This window comes from Herbidospora sp. NBRC 101105, assembly GCF_030269205.1.
Taxonomy (GTDB): domain Bacteria; phylum Actinomycetota; class Actinomycetes; order Streptosporangiales; family Streptosporangiaceae; genus Herbidospora; species Herbidospora solisilvae.
On record NZ_BSSX01000001.1, the window covers coordinates 831921 to 850320 of the forward strand.

Here is an 18400-nt window from a genome sequence, read left to right on the forward strand (position 1 = left end):
ACCTGGATGCGATGGACCGCGACATCCGAACGCCATTGCTGCAACGCGACCGAAACACCGGTAGGCGGTGCGGAGGATTCGGTAGCCTGTCCACCGCACGCGAGGGCGCTCATCAGCGTCAAGACGGCAGCCAACCTCCGGAACCACCCCATAGCGGGACAGGTTAGGACACGTCGGCTATCGCGTGAAGTCATTGACAATTTGGCCACAGCTATGGGCGCCGTCACATTCAAGTGGTCTGGACCAATTAGGCTAGGACTCGTGAGCCGTCGAGCAAAGATCGTCTGTACCCTAGGTCCCGCCACCTCGTCCCCTGAACGGCTGCGGGAACTGATCAGCGCGGGCATGGACGTCGCCCGCTTCAACCTCTCCCACGGCAGTCATGAGCTGCACAAAGAGGTCTTCGACCGGGTGCGGGAGGCGGCCGAGGAGCTCGGCCGCGCGGTAGGCGTGCTGGCCGACCTCCAGGGGCCGAAGATCCGGGTGGGCAAGTTCGCCTCCGGCCCGGTCCGCCTCGGCGTCGGTGACATCATCACGATCACCACCGAAGACGTCCCCGGAGACCGCGACCTGGTCTCCACCACCTACGATGGCCTGCCCGGCGACGTGAAGCCGGGAGACACCATCCTCGTCGACGACGGCCGTCTCCACCTGGAGGTCGACAAGGTCGAGGGCCCCCGGGTGACCACCCGGGTCGTCATCGGCGGCATGATCTCCGACAACAAGGGCCTCAACCTCCCGGGCGTCGCCGTCAGCGCCCCGGCCCTGACCGAGAAGGACGAGGCGGACCTCCGCTGGGCCCTCCGCACCGGCTTCGACATGATCGCGTTGTCGTTCGTGCGGTCGCCGGAGGACGCCGACATCGTCCACCGCATCATGGACGAAGAGGGCGTGCACCTGCCCATCATCGCCAAGATCGAGAAGCCGCAGGCCGTCGACGCCCTGGAGGCGATCGTCGACCGGTTCGACGGCGTCATGGTCGCCCGCGGCGACCTGGGCGTCGAGCTCCCGCTGGAGCAGGTGCCGATCGTGCAGCGCCGGATCATCGAACTGTGCCGCGAGAAGGCCCACCCGGTCATCGTGGCGACCCAGATGCTCGACTCGATGATGGCCGCCCCCCGGCCGACCCGCGCCGAGGCCTCCGACGTCGCCTACGCCGTCATGGACGGCGCAGACGCGGTCATGCTGTCGGGCGAGACCTCGGTCGGCAACTACCCGATCGAGTCGGTCGCGACGATGGCCCGCATCGCCACCGCCGCCGAGGACTCCACCCTCCACGCGACCCACAACCTCGACCGCCTCCCCGAGTCGACCGGTGGCGCCATCGCCCGCGCCGCCGCCGAGGTCGGCGCCATCGTGGGGGCCAAGGCCCTGGTCGCCTTCACGATGTCGGGCGAGACCGCGCGCCGCCTGGCCCGCTACCGCAGCCCGATCCCGCTGATCGCGTTCACCTCCAACCCGGTGGTCCGCGGCCAGCTCGCGCTGACGTGGGGCGTGGAGACCTTCGAGGTGCCGTTCGTCCACCACACCGACGACATGGTGCGTCAGGTGGAGGCGTCGCTGCTCGCCCTCGGCTCGTTCGAGAAGGGCGACAAGATCGTCATCGTGGCGGGCTCGCCCCCCGGCAACCCCGGGTCGACCAACGCCCTGCGCGTGCACACCATCGGATCGGCCGTGGCCCACCCCAACCTGGGCTGATCCGCATATCCGGAATGGCCGTCACGTACGACGTGGCGGCCTTTCGGCGTTCCTGGATGGGGGCGACGCCGCGGGCCTGGCCGCGATCACCGCGCGGATGAGGGCATGACGGAGGAGTGCCCCGAGTGGGATTCGAACCCACACTTGATGGATTTTGAGGCCATTGACTCTGCCGTTGGTCTATCGGGGCGTGCGTGGTCCCAATCTAGCGGACGTCGGTAACCTCTTGTGCGTGAGTGGAACGCAGCGGCGAGTGGTGATCGCGGAAGACGAGGCCCTGATCCGCCTCGACCTGAAGGAGATGCTGGAAGAAGACGGTTACGCCGTCGTCGGCGAGGCCGGTGACGGGGAGAGCGCCGTGAAGCTCGCCACCGAGCTCCGGCCGGATCTGGTGATCCTCGATGTGAAGATGCCCGTCCTCGACGGCATCTCGGCCGCCGAGCAGATCGTGTCGGAGCGCATCGCGCCCTGCCTGATCCTGACGGCGTTCTCGCAGCGCGACCTGGTCGAGCGGGCCAGAGACGCCGGGGCGATGGCCTACCTGGTCAAGCCGTTCACCAAGGGCGACCTGGTGCCGGCCATCGAGATGGCGGTCAGCCGCCACGAGGAGATCGCGGCCCTGGAGAAGGAGGTCACCACCCTCTCCGACCGGCTGGAGACCCGCAAGCTGGTCGAGCGGGCCAAGGGCCTGCTCATGGCCCAGCACGGCTGGTCGGAGCCGCAGGCCTTCCGGTGGATCCAGAAGGCCTCGATGGACCGCCGTCTCAGCATGCGGCAGGTCGCCCAGATCGTGGTCGCCGAGGCCGCCGGGCCGCCCGACAAGCAGGCCTGACCGGACCGTGATCCCTCCGGCTCGCGACCGTGCAGGTCAGAGCCGGAGGGGGCGGTGTGTTGAGGACTTATTACGACTCCGCATCCAAGTGTCCACAGTTCAGACGCTTTCCTGGCAAGGCGTCTGCGAGTTATGTACGTTTCCAGCATTCGAACGGGACGGTGTCCTGGTTAAGCCCGGCGTTCCGTTGCATGGATGAAGGAGACACTTCATGATCCGCATTGCCCCCATGGGGCGGGTGCTGGCAGTCGCCGCGGCCGCCAGCCTTGCCCTGACGGCCTGTGGTGGTGGCGAGGAGACGGCCGCGCCGGCCACCTCGGCGCCGGCCACGACCGCCGCCGCTCCCGCCACCTCGGCGGCGGCCGCGGGCGACGGCACCCTCACCATCGGCTCGATCCTTCCCCAGACTGGTGACCTGGCCTTCCTTGGCCCGCCGGAGTTCGCGGGCGTCGACCTGGCCGTGGAAGAGATCAACGCTGCCGGCGGTGTCCTCGGGAAGCCGGTGACCAAGATCCACGCCGACTCCGGTGACGCGAAGACCGACATCGCCTCGCAGTCCGTCGACAACCTGCTGCAGCAGAAGGCCGACGCGATCATCGGTGCGGCTTCGTCGGGTGTGTCCCTCACCGTTATCGACAAGATCGTCAACGCCGGTGTGGTCCAGTTCTCGCCCGCGAACACCTCGCCGGAGTTCACGTCGTACAACGACAAGGGCTTCTACTTCCGGACCGCCCCGTCCGACGTGCTCCAGGGCCGCGTGCTCGGCGACCTGATGATCCAGGACGGCGGCGAGAACATCGCCATCATGAACCGCCAGGACTCCTACGGCACCGGCCTCGCGGCCGAGGTCAAGAAGTCCGTCGAGGGCGGCGGCGGCACCATCGCCGGCGAGGTCGCCTACGACCCGGCCGCTCCCGACTTCTCGGCCGACGTCGCGAAGATCAAGGAAGCCAACCCCGACGCGATCGCGCTGATCTCGTTCGACGAGACCAAGAAGCTCATCCCCGAGCTCGAGAAGCAGGGTCTGGGCCCGGACAAGGTCAAGATCTACTTCGTCGACGGCAACCTCGCCGACTACTCGGCCGACTTCCCCGAGGGTCTGCTCGAGGGCGTCAAGGGCACCCTGCCCGGCGCGGCCTCGGAGGGCAAGTTCAAGGAGAACCTGCTCAAGACCAACCCCGACCTCAAGGACTTCAGCTACGCCCCCGAGTCCTACGACGCCACCATCCTGATCGCCCTGGCCGCCGAGGCGGGCAAGGACGACTCCGGCACCGGCATCTCGAAGAACCTGGTCGCGGTCAGCAAGGGCGGCACCAAGTGCACCGACTACAAGGCCTGCCTCGACCTGCTGAAGGCCGGCACTGACATCGACTACGACGGCGTCAGCGGCCCGGTCGAGTTCTCCGACGCGGGCGACCCGTCCGAGGCCACGATCGGCATCTACAAGTACGGCAAGGACAACAAGTACACCAACGAGACCTACCTCGCCGGTAAGGTCGACGGCTGATCTTCCCCCGCTCAGCCCGCTTGACCGAGGCCCCCGCCGTCCGGAAGGACGGCGGGGGCCTCAGCCCTTTTCTGCGGGTTTGTGTGTCGACCAGAAGGTCAATCCCTTCGGGTGAACGTCGTCGGGCGCTGTGGGCGCACCTAGAGGCTCTGATGCTATGTGACATCACGCCACCGGCCCTGGTGATGCCCTCAGTTGTTGGCATATGAGCCATGTCGCCGTGGACGCCCGCCGCGCTTGGCGCCAGGCGGTTCACCGCGTCCTCGACCATCGGTGTGCCGTCTCTACCCATGCGGATCGGCGCGGGCCGAGTTCCCTGGATCTCATCTGGTAATTCTGGCTACCAGATGTGGGTCTTTTGCCCTAAGCTGTCCTTTGGGTGTTCCTTGTGCCCGTGACCCGGTTCAATCCGCAAGTGCGTTGATTTTTAGTCCGAGGTGGGCAGGGAAGTGATGCGGCCAATTCCTCACAAGGTGCGCATTGCCTTAATTTTCGGCCTGGCCACTGTCCCGGCCTCCAGCTTGTCGTTGTCCACCGTGTTGACGAACTCGACCTGGGTTGTCGGCGTGGGAATGACCGTCTTCGCATTGGGAGCGCTGGCACTGGTAGTAGATGCAATCAGTGCTCTGTACATCAAGGTAACGCGCGCTCGCATGCTCCGCGAAACCGTCCTGGCGGCAGTCGAGGGCCGGATAGACCCTGTAGCGGCCGATCTGCTCATCAGGGCACAAGCCGCCAATGAGGCCGTTGCGAATGACCGTGCAAGCGGGGCCACTCTCCAGGCCTTGACCTCGACCCCCAAGGGTCGGCTTCAGCCTCGAAGGTGATCTGTGCGGGAATACCGGGGAATGACCGCGGCGGAGCGGGTGGCTGATCGACGAAGCCGCTTGATCCATGCCGGATACGTGATCTTCTCTGATCTTGGTTTCGGGGAAGCGAGTATCGAGCGCTTGTGCGCATCTGCTCACATTTCCATTCGGGCTTTCTACGAATGCTTCGCAAGCCGGGAGGAGCTCTTCTTCGTGGTCCTGAACAGGTGCAGAGAAGAGACGAGAGAGGCGGTGGTGCGTGCGGCGGCTGAAAGCGAAACGAACCAGCTGACGAGGATGGTCGCTGCATACATCGACCACGTCATGGCAGACCGCCGCCGGAGCCGGATTCTGCATCGGGAGGCCCGGTTGGTCATGAGACCAGAAGACGTACAGCCACAACTCGACCGTCTCTTGATGGTGTTCGTCGAAGCGTCAGGGGATCGGGCGTTCTCGGTCGCCCTTCTGGGCGCGCTGGAGGCGCTCCTCCTCGCTTGGGACAAGGGTGAGGTCAGCCGCGCCGATCTCGCCAGGCTGCCCGCGATGCTCGATCAAGCCGGCTGAGCACAGCCCTTCTCGATCGCCGTGGCCGCCGCCCGCCACTCCTTCAGCGCCGCCACCGCCTTCTCGCGCGGCGTCGCGGCGGGAACCAGCACCCGGATCGTGCGCTTCAGGGTCGCCGTGTGCTCCGCCAGCCCGGCCGGCAGCCGCTCGCCGTAGCTGAGGATCACGCCCTCCACGTAGGCGATCCGCCCGCGCACGCCCTCGCCGAACTCCTGCGACTCCTCCTGGCCCGCCGGCTTCAGGACGTGTTCGGCGAACCCGAGCGCCGAGACCACCCGCTGGCACGGGTCGTCCGTGGGGTCGGCCCCCGTGACGTACAGATCGGTGGAGGCGGCGGCGGGTGGCGGCGGCGCGGAGGCGCAGGCGGTGAGCAACCCGAGGGCGGCGAGGGCGAGCAGACGGCTGGGCGCCATGGGAACCCCGTTTCTGTACGGAACCGGAAAAGGCCACCGGGACGACCCGGTGGCCTTTTCGAGGAGCGGAGACGTCAGGCGCGGGCCAGCGTCCCCAGGTAGAGCTCGATGACCTTCGGGTCCTTGATGAGGTCCTTGCCGGACGCGGTGTAGGCGTTGCGGCCCTGGTCGAGCACGTAGCCGCGGTCACAGATCTGCAGGCAGCGGCGCGCGTTCTGCTCCACCATGATCACGGTCACTCCGGCCCGGTTGATCTGCTGGGCCTGGATGAACACCAGGTCCTGCAGTTTCGGCGACAGACCGGCGGAGGGCTCGTCGAGGAGGAGGACGGACGGCTCGGTCATGAGGGCACGCCCCATGGCCACCATCTGCCGCTCGCCGCCCGACAGGGAGCCCGCCCGCTGCTTGCGCCGGTCCTTGAGGGCCGGGAAGATCTCGCAGACGAACTCGAAGCGCTCCTTGAACTTCTTGGGCGCCTGGAAGGCGCCCATCTCGAGGTTCTCCTCGACGCTCAGCGACGGGAACACGTTGTTGGTCTGCGGCACGAAGCCGACCCCGCGCTCCACGAGCGCGTGGGCCTTCAGGCCGGTGATGTTCTCGCCCTTGAGGGTGATCGAGCCGGTCCGCACCTCGACGAGGCCGAACAGCGACTTGAGCAGGGTCGACTTGCCGGCGCCGTTGGGGCCGATGATGCCGATCAGCTCGCCCTCGTTCACGTAGAGGTCGGCGCCGTTGAGGATGTTCACGCCCGGCAGGTAGCCGGCGAACAGCTCGTCGCAGCGCAGCAGCGCGTTGCCCGCGGCCGCCACGTGCGCCGAGCGGTCGACGATCGCGTTCGGGTCGGCGGCGCTCATTCCGTGCTCTCCTTGTCGAGTTCGGCCTCGGCCTCGTGGAGCTGCCGCTCCTCCTCCTCGGCCGAGAGCGGGGCGTCGTGGTGGGCGCCGAGGTAGGCGTCCACGACCCGCTCGTCCGACATGACGCTGTCGGGCGGACCCTCGGCGATCACCTCGCCCTGGGCCATCACGATGACCCAGTCGGAGATGTCGCGGACCATGTCCATGTCGTGCTCGACGAACAGCACGCTCATGCCGAGCTCGCGCAGGTTCTTCACGTGGCCGAGCAGCGACTGCGTCAGGGCCGGGTTCACACCGGCCATCGGCTCGTCGAGCATGACCAGCTGGGGGTCGCCCATGAGGGCGCGGGCCATCTCCAGCAGCTTGCGCTGGCCGCCCGATAGGCTGCCGGCGAAGTCGTCGCGCTTGGCGTCGAGCTTGAAGCGCTGCAGCAGATCCTCCGCCTTGGCGGTGATCTCGTCCTCCTGGCCCCGCCACAGGCCCGGGATCAGGCCGCGGAAGAAGTTCTCGCCCTTCTGCGACTGGGCGCCCAGGCGCATGTTCTCGATGACCGTGAGCTTCGAGAGCGCCTTGGTGAGCTGGAAGGTGCGGACCATGCCCTGGCGGGCGACCTTGTAGGCCGACACGCCGTTCATGGCCTGGCCGTTGAAGGTCCACTGGCCCTCGTCGGCGGTGTCGAAGCCGGTGAGCTGGTTGAAGAACGTCGTCTTGCCGGCGCCGTTGGGGCCGATCAGGGCGGTGATGCTGCCCCGCTGGATCTCGACGTGCTTGACGTTCACGGCGGTCAGACCGCCGAAGCGGCGCACCACGTTGTCGACGACGAGGATCGGGTCGGGCTTGGGGACCCCGGGCTCGGCGGCCATGCCCTCGAACGCCTTGAGGGCCGCCGCCTTTCCGGCCGGGAGCGATTCAGCGTGCATCGATTGAGATCTCCCTCTTGTCCCCGAAGATGCCCTGCGGCCGGTAGATCAGCAGCAGCATGAGTCCGAGTCCGACGAGCATCAGGCGGATCGCGCCGACCTGGTTGACCGTGATGAAGGTGATCGCGCCGCTGTTGACGGCGTTCTCGAGTCCGGTGCCGATGAAGATGAGCAGCAGCCAGAAGACCATCGAACCGACGATCGGGCCCAGGATACGGGCCGCGCCGCCGAGGATCAGCACGGTGTAGGCGTAGAACGTCAGGTCGGTCGAGTACAGGTCGGGCTGCACGGCCGATCGGCTCAGGGCGAAGATGAAGCCGCCCAGCGAGCCGATGACGCCACCGATGACCAGCGCCTGCATCTTGTACGAGAACACGTTCTTGCCGAGGCTGCGCACGGCGTCCTCGTCCTCGCGGATGGCCTTGAGCACGCGGCCCCACGGGCTCTTCATCGCCATGAAGAGGATGAACGACGCGATGGCCACGAGCACCCAGCCGACCGTCAGCACCCACATCGACCGGTTGTCGAATCCGATGATCGGCGGGATGCCGTACTCGCCGGGGGGATAGGGATTCATGTCGTAGAACGAACCCGAGAAGGCCTGGAGGCCGTCGGTGCCGCCGAAGGTGTCCGACAGCGCGACCGACCGCACGACGAGGCGGACGATCTCCGCCGCCGCGATGGTCACGATGGCCAGATAGTCGGCCCGCAGTCGCAGGGTCGGGATGCCCAGCAGCAGGGCCATCACGGCGGCCAGCAGCAGGCCGATGCCGACGCCCAGGAAGAAGGGCAGGCCGAAGGTGGCGACGGTCACCGCGATGGAATACGCGCCGATGGCCAGGAAGCCCGCCTGGCCGAAGTTGAGCAGGCCGGTGTAGCCGAACTGCACGTTGAGGCCGATCGCCGCGAGGGCGTAGATGATCGCCTCGGAGCCGATGCCCGCTTCCACGGCCCGGCTGAAGATGAGTGTCCAGTCCATGTGTGCCTCCTAGCCGATCCGCTCGCGACGGCCGAGGATGCCCTGCGGCCGGACCATGAGCACGATGATCAGCACGACCAGCGCGCCGATGGTCTTCATCTCCGGCGGGATCCACAACGTGGAGACCTGGACGAACATGCCGACGACCAGCGAGCCGACGAGGGCGCCGAACGCGGTGCCCAGGCCGCCGAGGGTGACGCCGGCGAACATCAGCAGAAGGACCTGCTGGCCCATCTGGAAGTTCAGGTTCTGGGTGGTGCCGAGCAGGATGCCCGCCAGCGCCGCGATGCAGGTGCCGGACGCCCAGACGAGCCGGATGACCCGGTCGACGTTGATGCCCGACGAGGAGGCCAGCGCCGGGTTGTCGGCGACCGCGCGGGTCGCCTTGCCCAGCCGGGTGTAGGTCAGCGCGAGACCCACCGCGATCAGCACCACGATCTCGATGCCCATGGCGACGAGGCTCTTGGGGGTGGCCGAGATCGGGCCGATCTGGATGCCGGCCTGGGCGACGTACTGATCGTAGGACTCGCCGCCACCGCCGAACAGGAACAGCAGCAGGGCCCGCAGGAACAGGGCCAGGCCGATCGAGATGATCATCATCGAGATGAGGCCGGTCTTGCGGCGCCGCAGCTGGCCCCAGAAGAACCGGTCCTGTCCCCAGCCGAGGCCCGCCGCGATCACGAGCGCGATCGGCGCCGCGATCAGCAGGTGCAGGCCGAGGACGGTGTTGAAGAAGAACGCCAGGAAAGCGCCGATGGTGAGCAGCTCACCATGGGCGAAGTTGGTCAAACCGGTCGTACCGAAGATCAGGGAGAGCCCGACCGCGCCGAGCGCGATGATCAGGCCGAGGTTGAGGCCCTCGAACACGAGCTGGGCCACACGGGTCCAATAGGAGCTGCCACCGCCCCCGTCACCCTGCTGCCCCTGGGGCGGGGCGTTGGCGTCGACCAATCCGAACAGCACGTTACGCGCGTTGCCCTCGAAAACCTGGACGGTCAGCGTCCCACGGTTGGGGTCTCGCAGCGCTTTCCCTGCGGGAAGGGTGGCCTGGTCCAGCGTGACCTTGTAAGAACCGGCCTTGTCGACGGCGACTTTCCAGGTCCCGTCGCGTCCGGTCGTGGCCTCGCCGACGGGCGCGTCAGCGTCGGTCGCCACGGTGATTTTCACGCCTTCTACAGGCTGGCCTTGGATTCTGAGTGTGCCTCTGACTTCTTCGCCTTCGGCCGCCCACGCTGTGGACGCTCCGGCCAAGAAGACGAAGATGAGTCCACCCATGAAGGCCGTGAACGCGATCACGGCTCTGCGCAATGGTGCTCCTCGTAGGTCATGACGGGGTTGTGCCTCGCCATCCCGAACACGGGACACCGCGATAGGTCCACGGTGTAATGGCCGGAGCATAGAGCCGAACGCCCGTTTACGGACAGTTCGTCACCAATCGGTGACCTGCCTGTGTCATGTGCGTTTTGCATCGTCCCCGCAGGTGGGGGTGGCCGAACCGGGGGAACGGGAAGGGCCCGTGGCCGGCCTTTGGGGCCGTGCAGAGCTTCCCCGGCGCTGCACGTTGTCTACTCAGCCCGCCACGGGCCCCTCAGGAAAAGACAGTAGCGACAGCGGTGGCCGCTGTGCAGGGTGATGCCGCTTTGTGATGTCCGGATGTCAGGACGGCGCGTGATCGCGAAGCATGCAGGTCAGCCGCGAGGTGCACACCGCGCGGCCCTCGTCGTCGACCACCTCGATCTGGTACGTCGCCAGCGTGCGCCCCCGGTGCAGGGGTGTGGCGGTCCCGGTGACGTGGCCCGACCTGGCCGACCGGTGGTGGGTCGCGTTGATCTCGATGCCGACCGCGGCCCGGCCCTCGCCGGCCTGGAACATCGCCGCGATCGAGCCGACCGTCTCGGCCAGCACCACCGAGGCGCCGCCGTGCAGCAGCCCGTACGGCTGGGTGTTCCCCTCGACCGGCATCCTGGCGACCACCTTCTCCGCGGTGACCTCGAGGAACTCGATGCCCATCCGGTCGGGCAGATGGCCCGTTCCGGCGGCGTTCATCAGCGCGACGAGCTCTTGGGTCAAGGCTCTTCCTTTCCGGGTGGTTCTGTCGTAGGGGGAGACTAGGCTCTGAGCGTGCCGAAGACCGAAGAGACCCCCCGTTTGCTGCTGCTGGACGGCCACTCGCTGGCCTACCGGGCGTTCTACGCGCTGAAGGACGCCAACCTCATGACGACCGACGGCCAGCACACCGAGGCGGTCTACGGCTTCCTGTCGATGCTGACCAACATCCTGCGCGACGAGACGCCCACCCACCTGGTGGTCTGCTTCGACCGCAGCGAGCCGACCTTCCGTCACGAGGCCTTCGCCGACTACAAGGCCAACCGGTCCGAGACGCCTGAGGACTTCCGCGGCCAGATGCTGCTGATCCACGAGCTGCTCGACACCCTCAAGGTGCCCCACCTGTCCCTGGCGGGCTTCGAGGCCGACGACCTGATCGCCACCCTGGCCACCCGCGCCGCCGGCGAGGGCATGGACGTCCTGATCGTCACCGGCGACCGTGACGCGCTCCAGCTCGTCGACACGAAGGTCACCGTCCTGATGACCCGCCGGGGCATCAGCGACATGACCCGGTTCACCCCCGAGGCCGTCGCCGAGAAATACGGCCTGACGCCGAACCAGTATCCCGACTTCGCCGCCCTGCGCGGCGACCCGAGCGACAACCTGCCGTCCATCCCCAGCGTGGGGGAGAAGACCGCGACCAAGTGGATCAGCGAGTTCGGCTCGCTCGACGAGCTGGTGCGCCGGGCCGACGAGGTCAAGGGCAAGGTCGGCGACAAGCTGCGCGAGCACCTCGGCCAGGTCATCCACAACCGCATGCTCACCGAGCTGCGCCGCGACGTCGCCCTCGACGTCGAGCCGGCCGCCCTGACCATGGGCCAGTGGGACCGAGAGGAGATCAACAAGCTCCTCGACAGCCTCCAGATCCGGGGCGAGCTGCGCGAGCGCCTGTTCAAGGTGCTCGGCACGGCCGAGCCCGAGGTCCAGGGGGGCTTCGAGGCCGACATCGTCACCCTGGAGCCCGGCGGCGTGGCCGCCTGGCTCGGCGCGCTCCCGGCCGGCCGCACCGGCCTGGCCTTCGCCGGGGCGTGGGGCAGCGGCACCGGCCGCATCGACGCCATGGCCTTCGCGGCGGCCGGCGGCTCGGCCGCCTACCTCGACCTGACCCGGCTGACCGCCGACGACGAGGCCGACCTGGCCGCCTGGCTGGCCGACGAGACGATCGAGAAGGCCGTCCACGACAGCAAGGGCCCGCTGCTCGGCCTGTGGGCGCAGGGCCTCGACCTGCGCGGCCTCACCTGCGACACCGCCCTGGCCGCCTACCTGGCGATGCCCGGCCAGCGCTCGTTCCCGCTCGACGACCTGGTGCTGCGCTACCTCCACCGCACCCTTGAGAACACCGCCGAGGCCAACGGCCAGACCAGCCTGTTCGACGACGCCGACGACACCGCCGCCCGCGACCTGGCGATGAAGGCCGTGGCCGTGCTCGACCTGGCCGAGGCGCTGGAGAACCACCTGTCCCAGCGGGGCGGCGCCCGCCTGGTGACCGAGGTCGAGCTCCCGCTGGTCCGGGTGCTGGCCGAGATCGAGAGGGCCGGCATCGCCGCCGACGCCCAATACCTCGCCGCGCTGGAGGCCGAGTTCGCCGCCGCCGTGAAGATGGCCGTCGACGCCGCCCACGCGGCGGTGGGGGAGCAGTTCAACCTCGGCTCGCCCAAGCAGCTCCAGGAGATCTTCTTCGAGCGGCTCAACCTGCCGAAGACCAAGAAGATCAAGACCGGCTACAGCACCGACGCCGACCAGCTCGCCTGGCTGGCCACCCAGACCGAGCACGAGCTCCCCACGATCATGCTCCGCCACCGCGACCAGCAGAAGCTGCGCACCACGGTCGAGGGCCTGATCAAGGAGATCGCCGACGACGGCCGCATCCACACCACGTTCAACCAGATCATCGCCGCGACCGGCCGCCTGTCCTCGGAGAAGCCGAACCTCCAGAACATCCCGATCCGCACCTCCGAGGGCCGCCGCATCCGCAAGGGCTTCGTGGTCGGCCCCGGCTACGAGACCCTGCTGACGGCCGACTACAGCCAGATCGAGCTGCGCATCATGGCCCACCTGAGCGGCGACCGCTCGCTCATCGAGGCCTTCGGCTCGGGCCACGACTTCCACGCCGCCACCGCCGCCAAGGTCTTCGACACCACGCCCGAGGCGGTCACGGGCGAGATGCGCGCCAAGATCAAGGCGATGAACTACGGCCTGGCCTACGGTCTGAGCGACTTCGGCCTGTCGGGCCAGCTCAACATCCCGGTGGCCGAGGCCCGCGCGCTGAAAGACGAATACTTCGAGGAGTTCGGCGGCATCCGCGACTTCCTCAACGACATCGTCGCCCAGGCCCGCACCGACGGCTACACCTCCACCATCCTCGGCCGCCGCCGCTACCTGCCCGACCTGACGAGCGACAACCGCCAGCGCCGCGAGATGGCCGAGCGCATGGCCCTCAACGCCCCCATCCAGGGCAGCGCCGCCGACATCATCAAGGTGGCGATGCTCAACGTGCAGCGGGCCATCGCCGGCATGCGCTCCCGCATGCTCCTCCAGGTCCACGACGAACTCGTCTTCGAGGTCCACCCGGGAGAGCTCGACGACCTCCGCCAGGTCGTCGTGAAGGAGATGGCCGCGGCCTACGAACTGACCGTGCCCCTCGACGTCTCGGTCGGCGTCGGCCCCAACTGGGAAGACGCCGGCCACTAGAGACTTCTTTCCGTTACGGCTCCGCCCACCCGGCGCCGGCCACCGCCCCCGGTTCGCGCCGCTCCCGGCGCCGACCGGGCGCGCCCGCCTCGCCCCGAGACGGGCTATGTGGGCCTTTCGCCTCCTTCTGGAACGTGATCACGACTAGGGTCAGATGATTGTGCGGAAGGTTGTCTCCCTGACCGGTGTGGCCAACGTCGTGGTGGTCACGCTGGGCTTGATCGCGCTCTCGCTCATGCGCGGACCGGCCGCTCCGCCCCGCGGCGGCGTGCCCCACACCGAGGCCCTGAAGAAGCCCGAGCAGAGCCAGGAGGCCCCGCCCCAGCCCGCCTTACCCGGCTTCGCGCTGCCCGCCCCCGTGAAGGCCACCGAGGAGTCCGCCCGGAAGGCGAAGGCCAACGAGGTCGGGCTCGTGCCGGTGCTCATGTACCACCGCATCCGCTGGGACCGCAGCGCCTCCATCGACCGCACCCCCAAGCAGTTACGGGTGGAGCTGGAGCGGCTGGCGCGGGCCGGCTACGTGCCCGTCACCGCGGCCGAGTTCGTCGAGGGGCGGATGGACGTCGCCGCCGGGGCCCACCCGGTCGTGCTCACCTTCGACGACGGCAACCCCAGCCACTTCGCGCTCGGCGCCGACGGGCTCCCGGCGAAGGACACCGCCGTCGAGATCATCCTCGCGGTGGCCAAGAAGTACCCCTCTTTCCGTCCGGTCGCCACCTTCTACGTCAACCGCGAGCCCTTCGGCCTCAAGGGCAGGGACGCCCAGAAGGCGGGGGTGCGGTGGCTGATGGACCACGGCTTCGAGGTGGCCAACCACACCTACGCCCACAAGGACCTGCGGAGCCTGTCGAACAAGAAGGTCAGCGAGCAGATCGTCCGGGGCGAGCGGCTGCTCAGGCAACTGGGAGTGGAAGATTTCTCCACGTTCGCCCTTCCGTTCGGCTCCCGCCCCCGGAAGGGGTCGCTGGGCCGCGGCGGGTCGTGGGACGGCGACAAGTACCGGTACGAGGGTGTGTTCCTGGCCGGGGCCGAACCGTCGAAGTCGCCCTTCGCCAAGGGCTACGACGCCCGTCAGATCCAGCGGATCCAGTCGAACGGGCTGGCCGGCGACTGCCGCAAGTGGTGCTCGACCTACTGGCTCAAGTGGCTCGACGAGCACCCCGGCGAGCGCTACACGGCCGACGGCGACCCGGAGACTCTCTCTGTGCCGCGCCAACTTCGCGCCAAAGTTGCGTCAAAGCGTGGCAAAAAGGTTATCTACTATTAAGCTGCGTCCCGGGCCTCCGGATTGACCCCGCTCGCCTGGTCTCATATGCTGATCGCTGCGCTGTGGGCTCGCGCGCGCCTCGAAGGGAGCGGGCTCGCGCTCGCTCAATCCTGATCCCCGGCTTGAACGAAGCAGGCCTGCTGCGCCTCGACACAACGACATCTGTCCGGTTCGGAGCAATTCCACACATGACGAGCAGCACTGAGGCCACCTCGAACACCCCGCAGGTAGCGGTCAACGACATCGGTTCCGAGGAGGCCTTCCTCGCCGCGATCGACGAGACCATCAAGTACTTCAACGATGGCGACATCGTCGAAGGCACCGTCGTCAAGGTCGATCGAGACGAGGTCTTGCTCGACATCGGCTACAAGACCGAGGGTGTCATCCCCTCGCGCGAGCTTTCGATCAAGCACGACGTCGACCCCGCTGAGGTCGTCGAGGTCGGCGAGCACGTCGAGGCCCTGGTTCTCCAGAAGGAGGACAAGGAAGGCCGTCTGATCCTGTCCAAGAAGCGCGCCCAGTACGAGCGCGCCTGGGGCACGATCGAGAAGATCAAGGACGAGGACGGCATCGTCACCGGCACGGTCATCGAAGTTGTCAAGGGTGGTCTCATCCTCGACATCGGCCTGCGTGGCTTCCTCCCGGCGTCCCTGGTCGAGATGCGCCGCGTGCGCGACCTGCAGCCCTACGTCGGCCGTGAACTCGAGGCCAAGATCATAGAGCTCGACAAGAACCGCAACAACGTGGTTCTGTCGCGCCGCGCCTGGCTGGAGCAGACCCAGTCCGAGGTCCGCCAGACCTTCCTCAACACCCTCCAGAAGGGCCAGGTCCGCAAGGGCGTCGTGTCCTCGATCGTCAACTTCGGCGCCTTCGTCGACCTTGGCGGCGTCGACGGTCTGGTCCACGTGTCCGAGCTGTCCTGGAAGCACATCGACCACCCCTCCGAGGTCGTCGAGGTCGGCCAGGAGGTCACGGTCGAGGTCCTCGACGTCGACATGGAGCGCGAGCGCGTCTCCCTGTCGCTCAAGGCGACCCAGGAAGACCCGTGGCAGCAGTTCGCCCGCACCCACCAGATCGGCCAGGTCGTGCCGGGCCGCGTCACCAAGCTGGTGCCGTTCGGCGCGTTCGTCCGGGTCGAGGAGGGCATCGAGGGCCTGGTCCACATCTCCGAGCTGGCCGAGCGCCACGTGGAGATCCCGGAGCAGGTCGTCCAGGTCGGCGACGAGATCTTCGTGAAGATCATCGACATCGACCTCGACCGTCGTCGGATCAGCCTGTCGCTCAAGCAGGCCAACGAGGGCGCCGGCGTCGACGTCGAGTTCGACCCGACCCTCTACGGCATGGCCGCGACCTACGACGACCAGGGCAACTACATCTACCCCGAGGGCTTCGACGCCGAGACCGGCGAGTGGCTCGAGGGCTTCGACAAGCAGCGCGAGGAGTGGGAGCGGCAGTACGCCGAGGCCCAGGCCCGCTTCGAGGCGCACAAGAAGCAGGTCGAGCAGGCCCGCGCCGAAGACGCCGAGGCCAGCGAGGCCGCGCCGTCGTCCTACAGCGGCGAGACCCAGACGACCAGCCAGTCGACCGGTGGCGCTCTCGCCTCCGACGAGGCGCTGGCCGCTCTCCGCGAGAAGCTCGCGGGTGGCCAGAGCTGAGTAGCTCGACAAAAGGCCCCGTCCACCTCGGTGGGCGGGGCCTTTTGCTTTCCCGTTAAGGATCTACTTTGTAAAGGCGTCCGGCCCGGTAGTGTGGCGCGATGGTCATCATCGAGCGCGCCGAGTCTCTCGACGCCGGGGAGATCCTCACCCTCCAGCGCGCCGCCTACGTCAGCGAGGCCCAGCTCTACGGCGACCCCTTCATCGCCCCGCTGGTCGAGTCGCTGGAACAACTCCGCAAGGCCGTCGAGAGCGCCGTCGTGCTCAAGGCCGTCGACGACGGCCGTGTCGTGGGGGCCGTCCGCGGCCTGGTCGCCGACGTGACCCCCGGCGCGGGCACCGGCCGGGCCTGCGTCGTCGGCCGCCTGGTCGTGGCCCCCGACCGCCAGGGCGAGGGCATCGGCACCGCCCTGCTGGAGGCCCTGCACGAGCGGGTGGCCGCGGAGCACCCCGACGTCCGCGCCTTCGACCTGTTCACCGGCCATCTGTCCGACGCCAACCTGCGCCTCTACAAGCGTCTCGGCTATGGGGAGACCCGGCGCGAGCGGGTGCAGGACCATCTGACGATGGTGCACATGCGACGGGTCGTCGAGCCGTGAGGATCGGGCTCACCGGCGGCATCGGGTCGGGCAAGAGCGAGGTCAGCCGGCGGCTGGGCGAGCGCGGCGCGGTCGTGATCGACGCCGACAAGATCGCCCGCGAGGTCGTCGAGCCGGGGACCGAAGGGCTGGCCGAGATCGTCGCGGCCTTCGGCGAGGACGTGCTGCGCGCCGACGGCTCGCTCGACCGGGAGAAGCTGGGCTCGATCGTCTTCTCCGACGCGGACCGGCTGGCGATCCTCAACGGGATCGTGCACCCGAAAGTGGGCGTGCGTGTCCAGGAACTTCTGGACGAGGTGCCCGAGGGCGGCCTGGTGGTCTACGACGTGCCGCTGCTGGCGGAGAACAAGCTGGCTCCCACCTTCGACAAGGTGATCGTGGTCGACACGGCCGACGAGGTCCGGATCAGACGGCTGGGGGAGAACCGGGGGATGTCCGAGGCCGACGCCCGGGCCCGGATCGCGGCCCAGGCGACGCGGGAGGAGCGGCTGGCGGTCGCCGACTTCGTGATCGACAACAACGGGGCGCTCGACGAGCTCGACCGCCAGATCGACGAGGTGTGGGCCCGGCTGACGTCAGGCTGAGGCCGGGTTCCGGGCGGTTGCTGCTGAGCCGGACGCCGGGGCCGGGACGGAGAACGGCCTCCGCCCCCGCGGAAGCCGTACCGACGAACCGAAGTCTTTAAAACCAGCCGCGGCGCTGGGCCATCTGGTGGAGGCCGTTGTTGAGGGCCTGCTCGGCCGCGTTCAGGTTGCCGTTGAGGGGCACCGTGAAGCGGTTGTAGGTGTCGTGGCTGGAGCTCATGAAGCCGCCGCGCTTGTCGGCCTCCAGGATGACGTCCATCGAGTGGGGGTTGGTGATGAAGGTCAGTTCGAGGGCGTTGAAGTGGCGGCTCCACTGCGGGCCGGCGTAGTACTCGATCTCCTGGAAGAACGGCATGCGGGAGCCCTGGAGGGTGCCGCGCTCGAGGTCGGCCTTGCTGAACCGGAAGCCCTGGCGGTCGAGCGCCATGATCAGGTGCTCCTGGATGGGGAGCGGGGTGACGAACAGCGGGTCGAGGTCGCCCTTGTCGAGGGCGCCGGCGAGGGCGAGCTCGGTCTTCACGCCGAGCTTCATGCCGCGCAGCGGGTGGCCGCCGATGGCGCTGATCGGGGTCTCCCACGGGACCGGGATCTGGAACGGCGCGGAGTGGCGGGCGCCGGCGGTCAGGTGGAACGGGCCGGCCACCTGCTGGCGCAGGAAGCTGTAGGTGGCGTTGTACTCGCTGTCACCGCTCTCGACCTCGACGACGGCGGTGAAGTCGATGAAGATGCCCTCGACGTTGTAGTCGCTGCCGCCACCCACGAAGTTGACCTGGCCGGAGAGGGTGTCGCCGGGACGGACGGTCGAGGTGGCGAGGATGGTGTCGACCTCGACGCCGGCGCCGAAGGCGGCCATGAGCTTGCGGAAGACCATTTCAGGAGGCTCCTACTGATTTGTGACGGTTGATCGCTTCAACGGCCGGTT

At 68.0% G+C, this 18400-nt stretch carries 16 protein-coding genes and 1 tRNA gene; 9 read left to right on the forward strand and 8 right to left on the reverse strand.

All coding sequences use genetic code 11. From position 1 onward, the window contains the following. Window positions 1-261: 261 nt before the first annotated feature. The gene (gene pyk / locus QSK34_RS03825; protein ID WP_285579884.1) at window positions 262-1698 is read left to right on the forward strand and encodes a pyruvate kinase; all 1437 of its coding nucleotides are present in this window, start codon (window positions 262-264) and stop codon (window positions 1696-1698) included. A gap of 117 nt (window positions 1699-1815) precedes the next feature. Here pyk and QSK34_RS03830 read toward each other — a convergent pair. Then, a tRNA-Leu gene (locus QSK34_RS03830) sits at window positions 1816-1888 on the reverse strand. Between the two features lie 36 nt (window positions 1889-1924). Between QSK34_RS03830 and QSK34_RS03835 the strand changes: the two genes are divergently transcribed. The 3 genes from QSK34_RS03835 to QSK34_RS03845 all read left to right on the forward strand — a co-directional run bounded on the left by QSK34_RS03835 (window position 1925) and on the right by QSK34_RS03845 (window position 5410). Continuing rightward, window positions 1925-2530 carry an ANTAR domain-containing response regulator gene (locus QSK34_RS03835; RefSeq protein WP_285579885.1) on the forward strand — a complete coding sequence of 202 codons (606 nt, stop codon included), beginning with the start codon at window positions 1925-1927 and terminating at the stop codon, window positions 2528-2530. A 211-nt stretch (window positions 2531-2741) separates the two neighbouring features. Then, complete coding sequence (locus QSK34_RS03840) at window positions 2742-4037, forward strand: ABC transporter substrate-binding protein (RefSeq protein WP_285579887.1); 1296 nt, start codon at window positions 2742-2744, stop codon at window positions 4035-4037. A gap of 830 nt (window positions 4038-4867) precedes the next feature. Continuing rightward, window positions 4868-5410, forward strand: a complete 543-nt coding sequence (locus QSK34_RS03845) for a TetR/AcrR family transcriptional regulator (protein WP_285579889.1) — start codon at window positions 4868-4870, stop codon at window positions 5408-5410. On the opposite strand, the gene QSK34_RS03850 is transcribed toward QSK34_RS03845, so the two are convergent. The 6 genes from QSK34_RS03850 to QSK34_RS03875 all read right to left on the reverse strand — a co-directional run bounded on the left by QSK34_RS03850 (window position 5398) and on the right by QSK34_RS03875 (window position 10622). Further along, window positions 5398-5823, reverse strand: a complete 426-nt coding sequence (locus tag QSK34_RS03850; protein ID WP_285579891.1) for a hypothetical protein — start codon at window positions 5821-5823, stop codon at window positions 5398-5400. The genes QSK34_RS03845 and QSK34_RS03850 overlap by 13 nt on opposite strands. Before the next feature lie 74 nt (window positions 5824-5897). Continuing rightward, window positions 5898-6677 (reverse strand): ABC transporter ATP-binding protein, encoded by a 780-nt coding sequence (locus QSK34_RS03855; protein ID WP_161478541.1) that lies wholly within the window; start codon window positions 6675-6677, stop codon window positions 5898-5900. After that, entirely contained in the window at window positions 6674-7597 is a 924-nt protein-coding gene (locus QSK34_RS03860) for an ABC transporter ATP-binding protein (protein ID WP_161478540.1), read from the reverse strand. Before QSK34_RS03860 ends, QSK34_RS03855 begins: the two co-directional genes overlap by 4 nt. Next, window positions 7587-8576, reverse strand: a complete 990-nt coding sequence (locus QSK34_RS03865; RefSeq protein ID WP_285579894.1) for a branched-chain amino acid ABC transporter permease — start codon at window positions 8574-8576, stop codon at window positions 7587-7589. Before QSK34_RS03865 ends, QSK34_RS03860 begins: the two co-directional genes overlap by 11 nt. A 9-nt stretch (window positions 8577-8585) precedes the next feature. Continuing rightward, the gene (locus tag QSK34_RS03870) at window positions 8586-9743 is read right to left on the reverse strand and encodes a branched-chain amino acid ABC transporter permease (RefSeq protein ID WP_285579896.1); all 1158 of its coding nucleotides are present in this window, start codon (window positions 9741-9743) and stop codon (window positions 8586-8588) included. Window positions 9744-10232: 489 nt separating this feature from the next. Next, window positions 10233-10622 carry a PaaI family thioesterase gene (locus QSK34_RS03875; protein ID WP_285582030.1) on the reverse strand — a complete coding sequence of 130 codons (390 nt, stop codon included), beginning with the start codon at window positions 10620-10622 and terminating at the stop codon, window positions 10233-10235. A gap of 75 nt (window positions 10623-10697) precedes the next feature. Here QSK34_RS03875 and polA point away from each other — a divergent pair, with 75 nt between their 5' ends. From polA to coaE, 5 genes are all read left to right on the forward strand, one after another. After that, on the forward strand, window positions 10698-13373 hold the full coding sequence (gene polA / locus QSK34_RS03880) for a DNA polymerase I (RefSeq protein ID WP_285579898.1): 2676 nt from the start codon (window positions 10698-10700) through the stop codon (window positions 13371-13373). 154 nt (window positions 13374-13527) lie between these two features. Beyond that, window positions 13528-14640, forward strand: coding sequence for a polysaccharide deacetylase family protein (locus QSK34_RS03885; RefSeq protein ID WP_285579900.1), 1113 nt, complete (start codon window positions 13528-13530; stop codon window positions 14638-14640). A 188-nt stretch (window positions 14641-14828) separates the two neighbouring features. Beyond that, entirely contained in the window at window positions 14829-16295 is a 1467-nt protein-coding gene (gene rpsA / locus QSK34_RS03890) for a 30S ribosomal protein S1 (protein ID WP_030450235.1), read from the forward strand. A gap of 101 nt (window positions 16296-16396) precedes the next feature. Beyond that, a complete protein-coding gene (locus QSK34_RS03895; RefSeq protein WP_285579903.1) occupies window positions 16397-16894 on the forward strand; it encodes a GNAT family N-acetyltransferase in 498 nt (165 codons plus the stop codon). 2 nt (window positions 16895-16896) lie between these two features. Further along, entirely contained in the window at window positions 16897-17478 is a 582-nt protein-coding gene (gene coaE / locus QSK34_RS03900) for a dephospho-CoA kinase (protein WP_285582032.1), read from the forward strand. A 97-nt stretch (window positions 17479-17575) separates the two neighbouring features. On the opposite strand, the gene QSK34_RS03905 is transcribed toward coaE, so the two are convergent. Then, complete coding sequence (locus QSK34_RS03905) at window positions 17576-18349, reverse strand: sporulation protein (protein WP_030450232.1); 774 nt, start codon at window positions 18347-18349, stop codon at window positions 17576-17578. Between the last annotated feature and the right edge of the window lie 51 nt (window positions 18350-18400).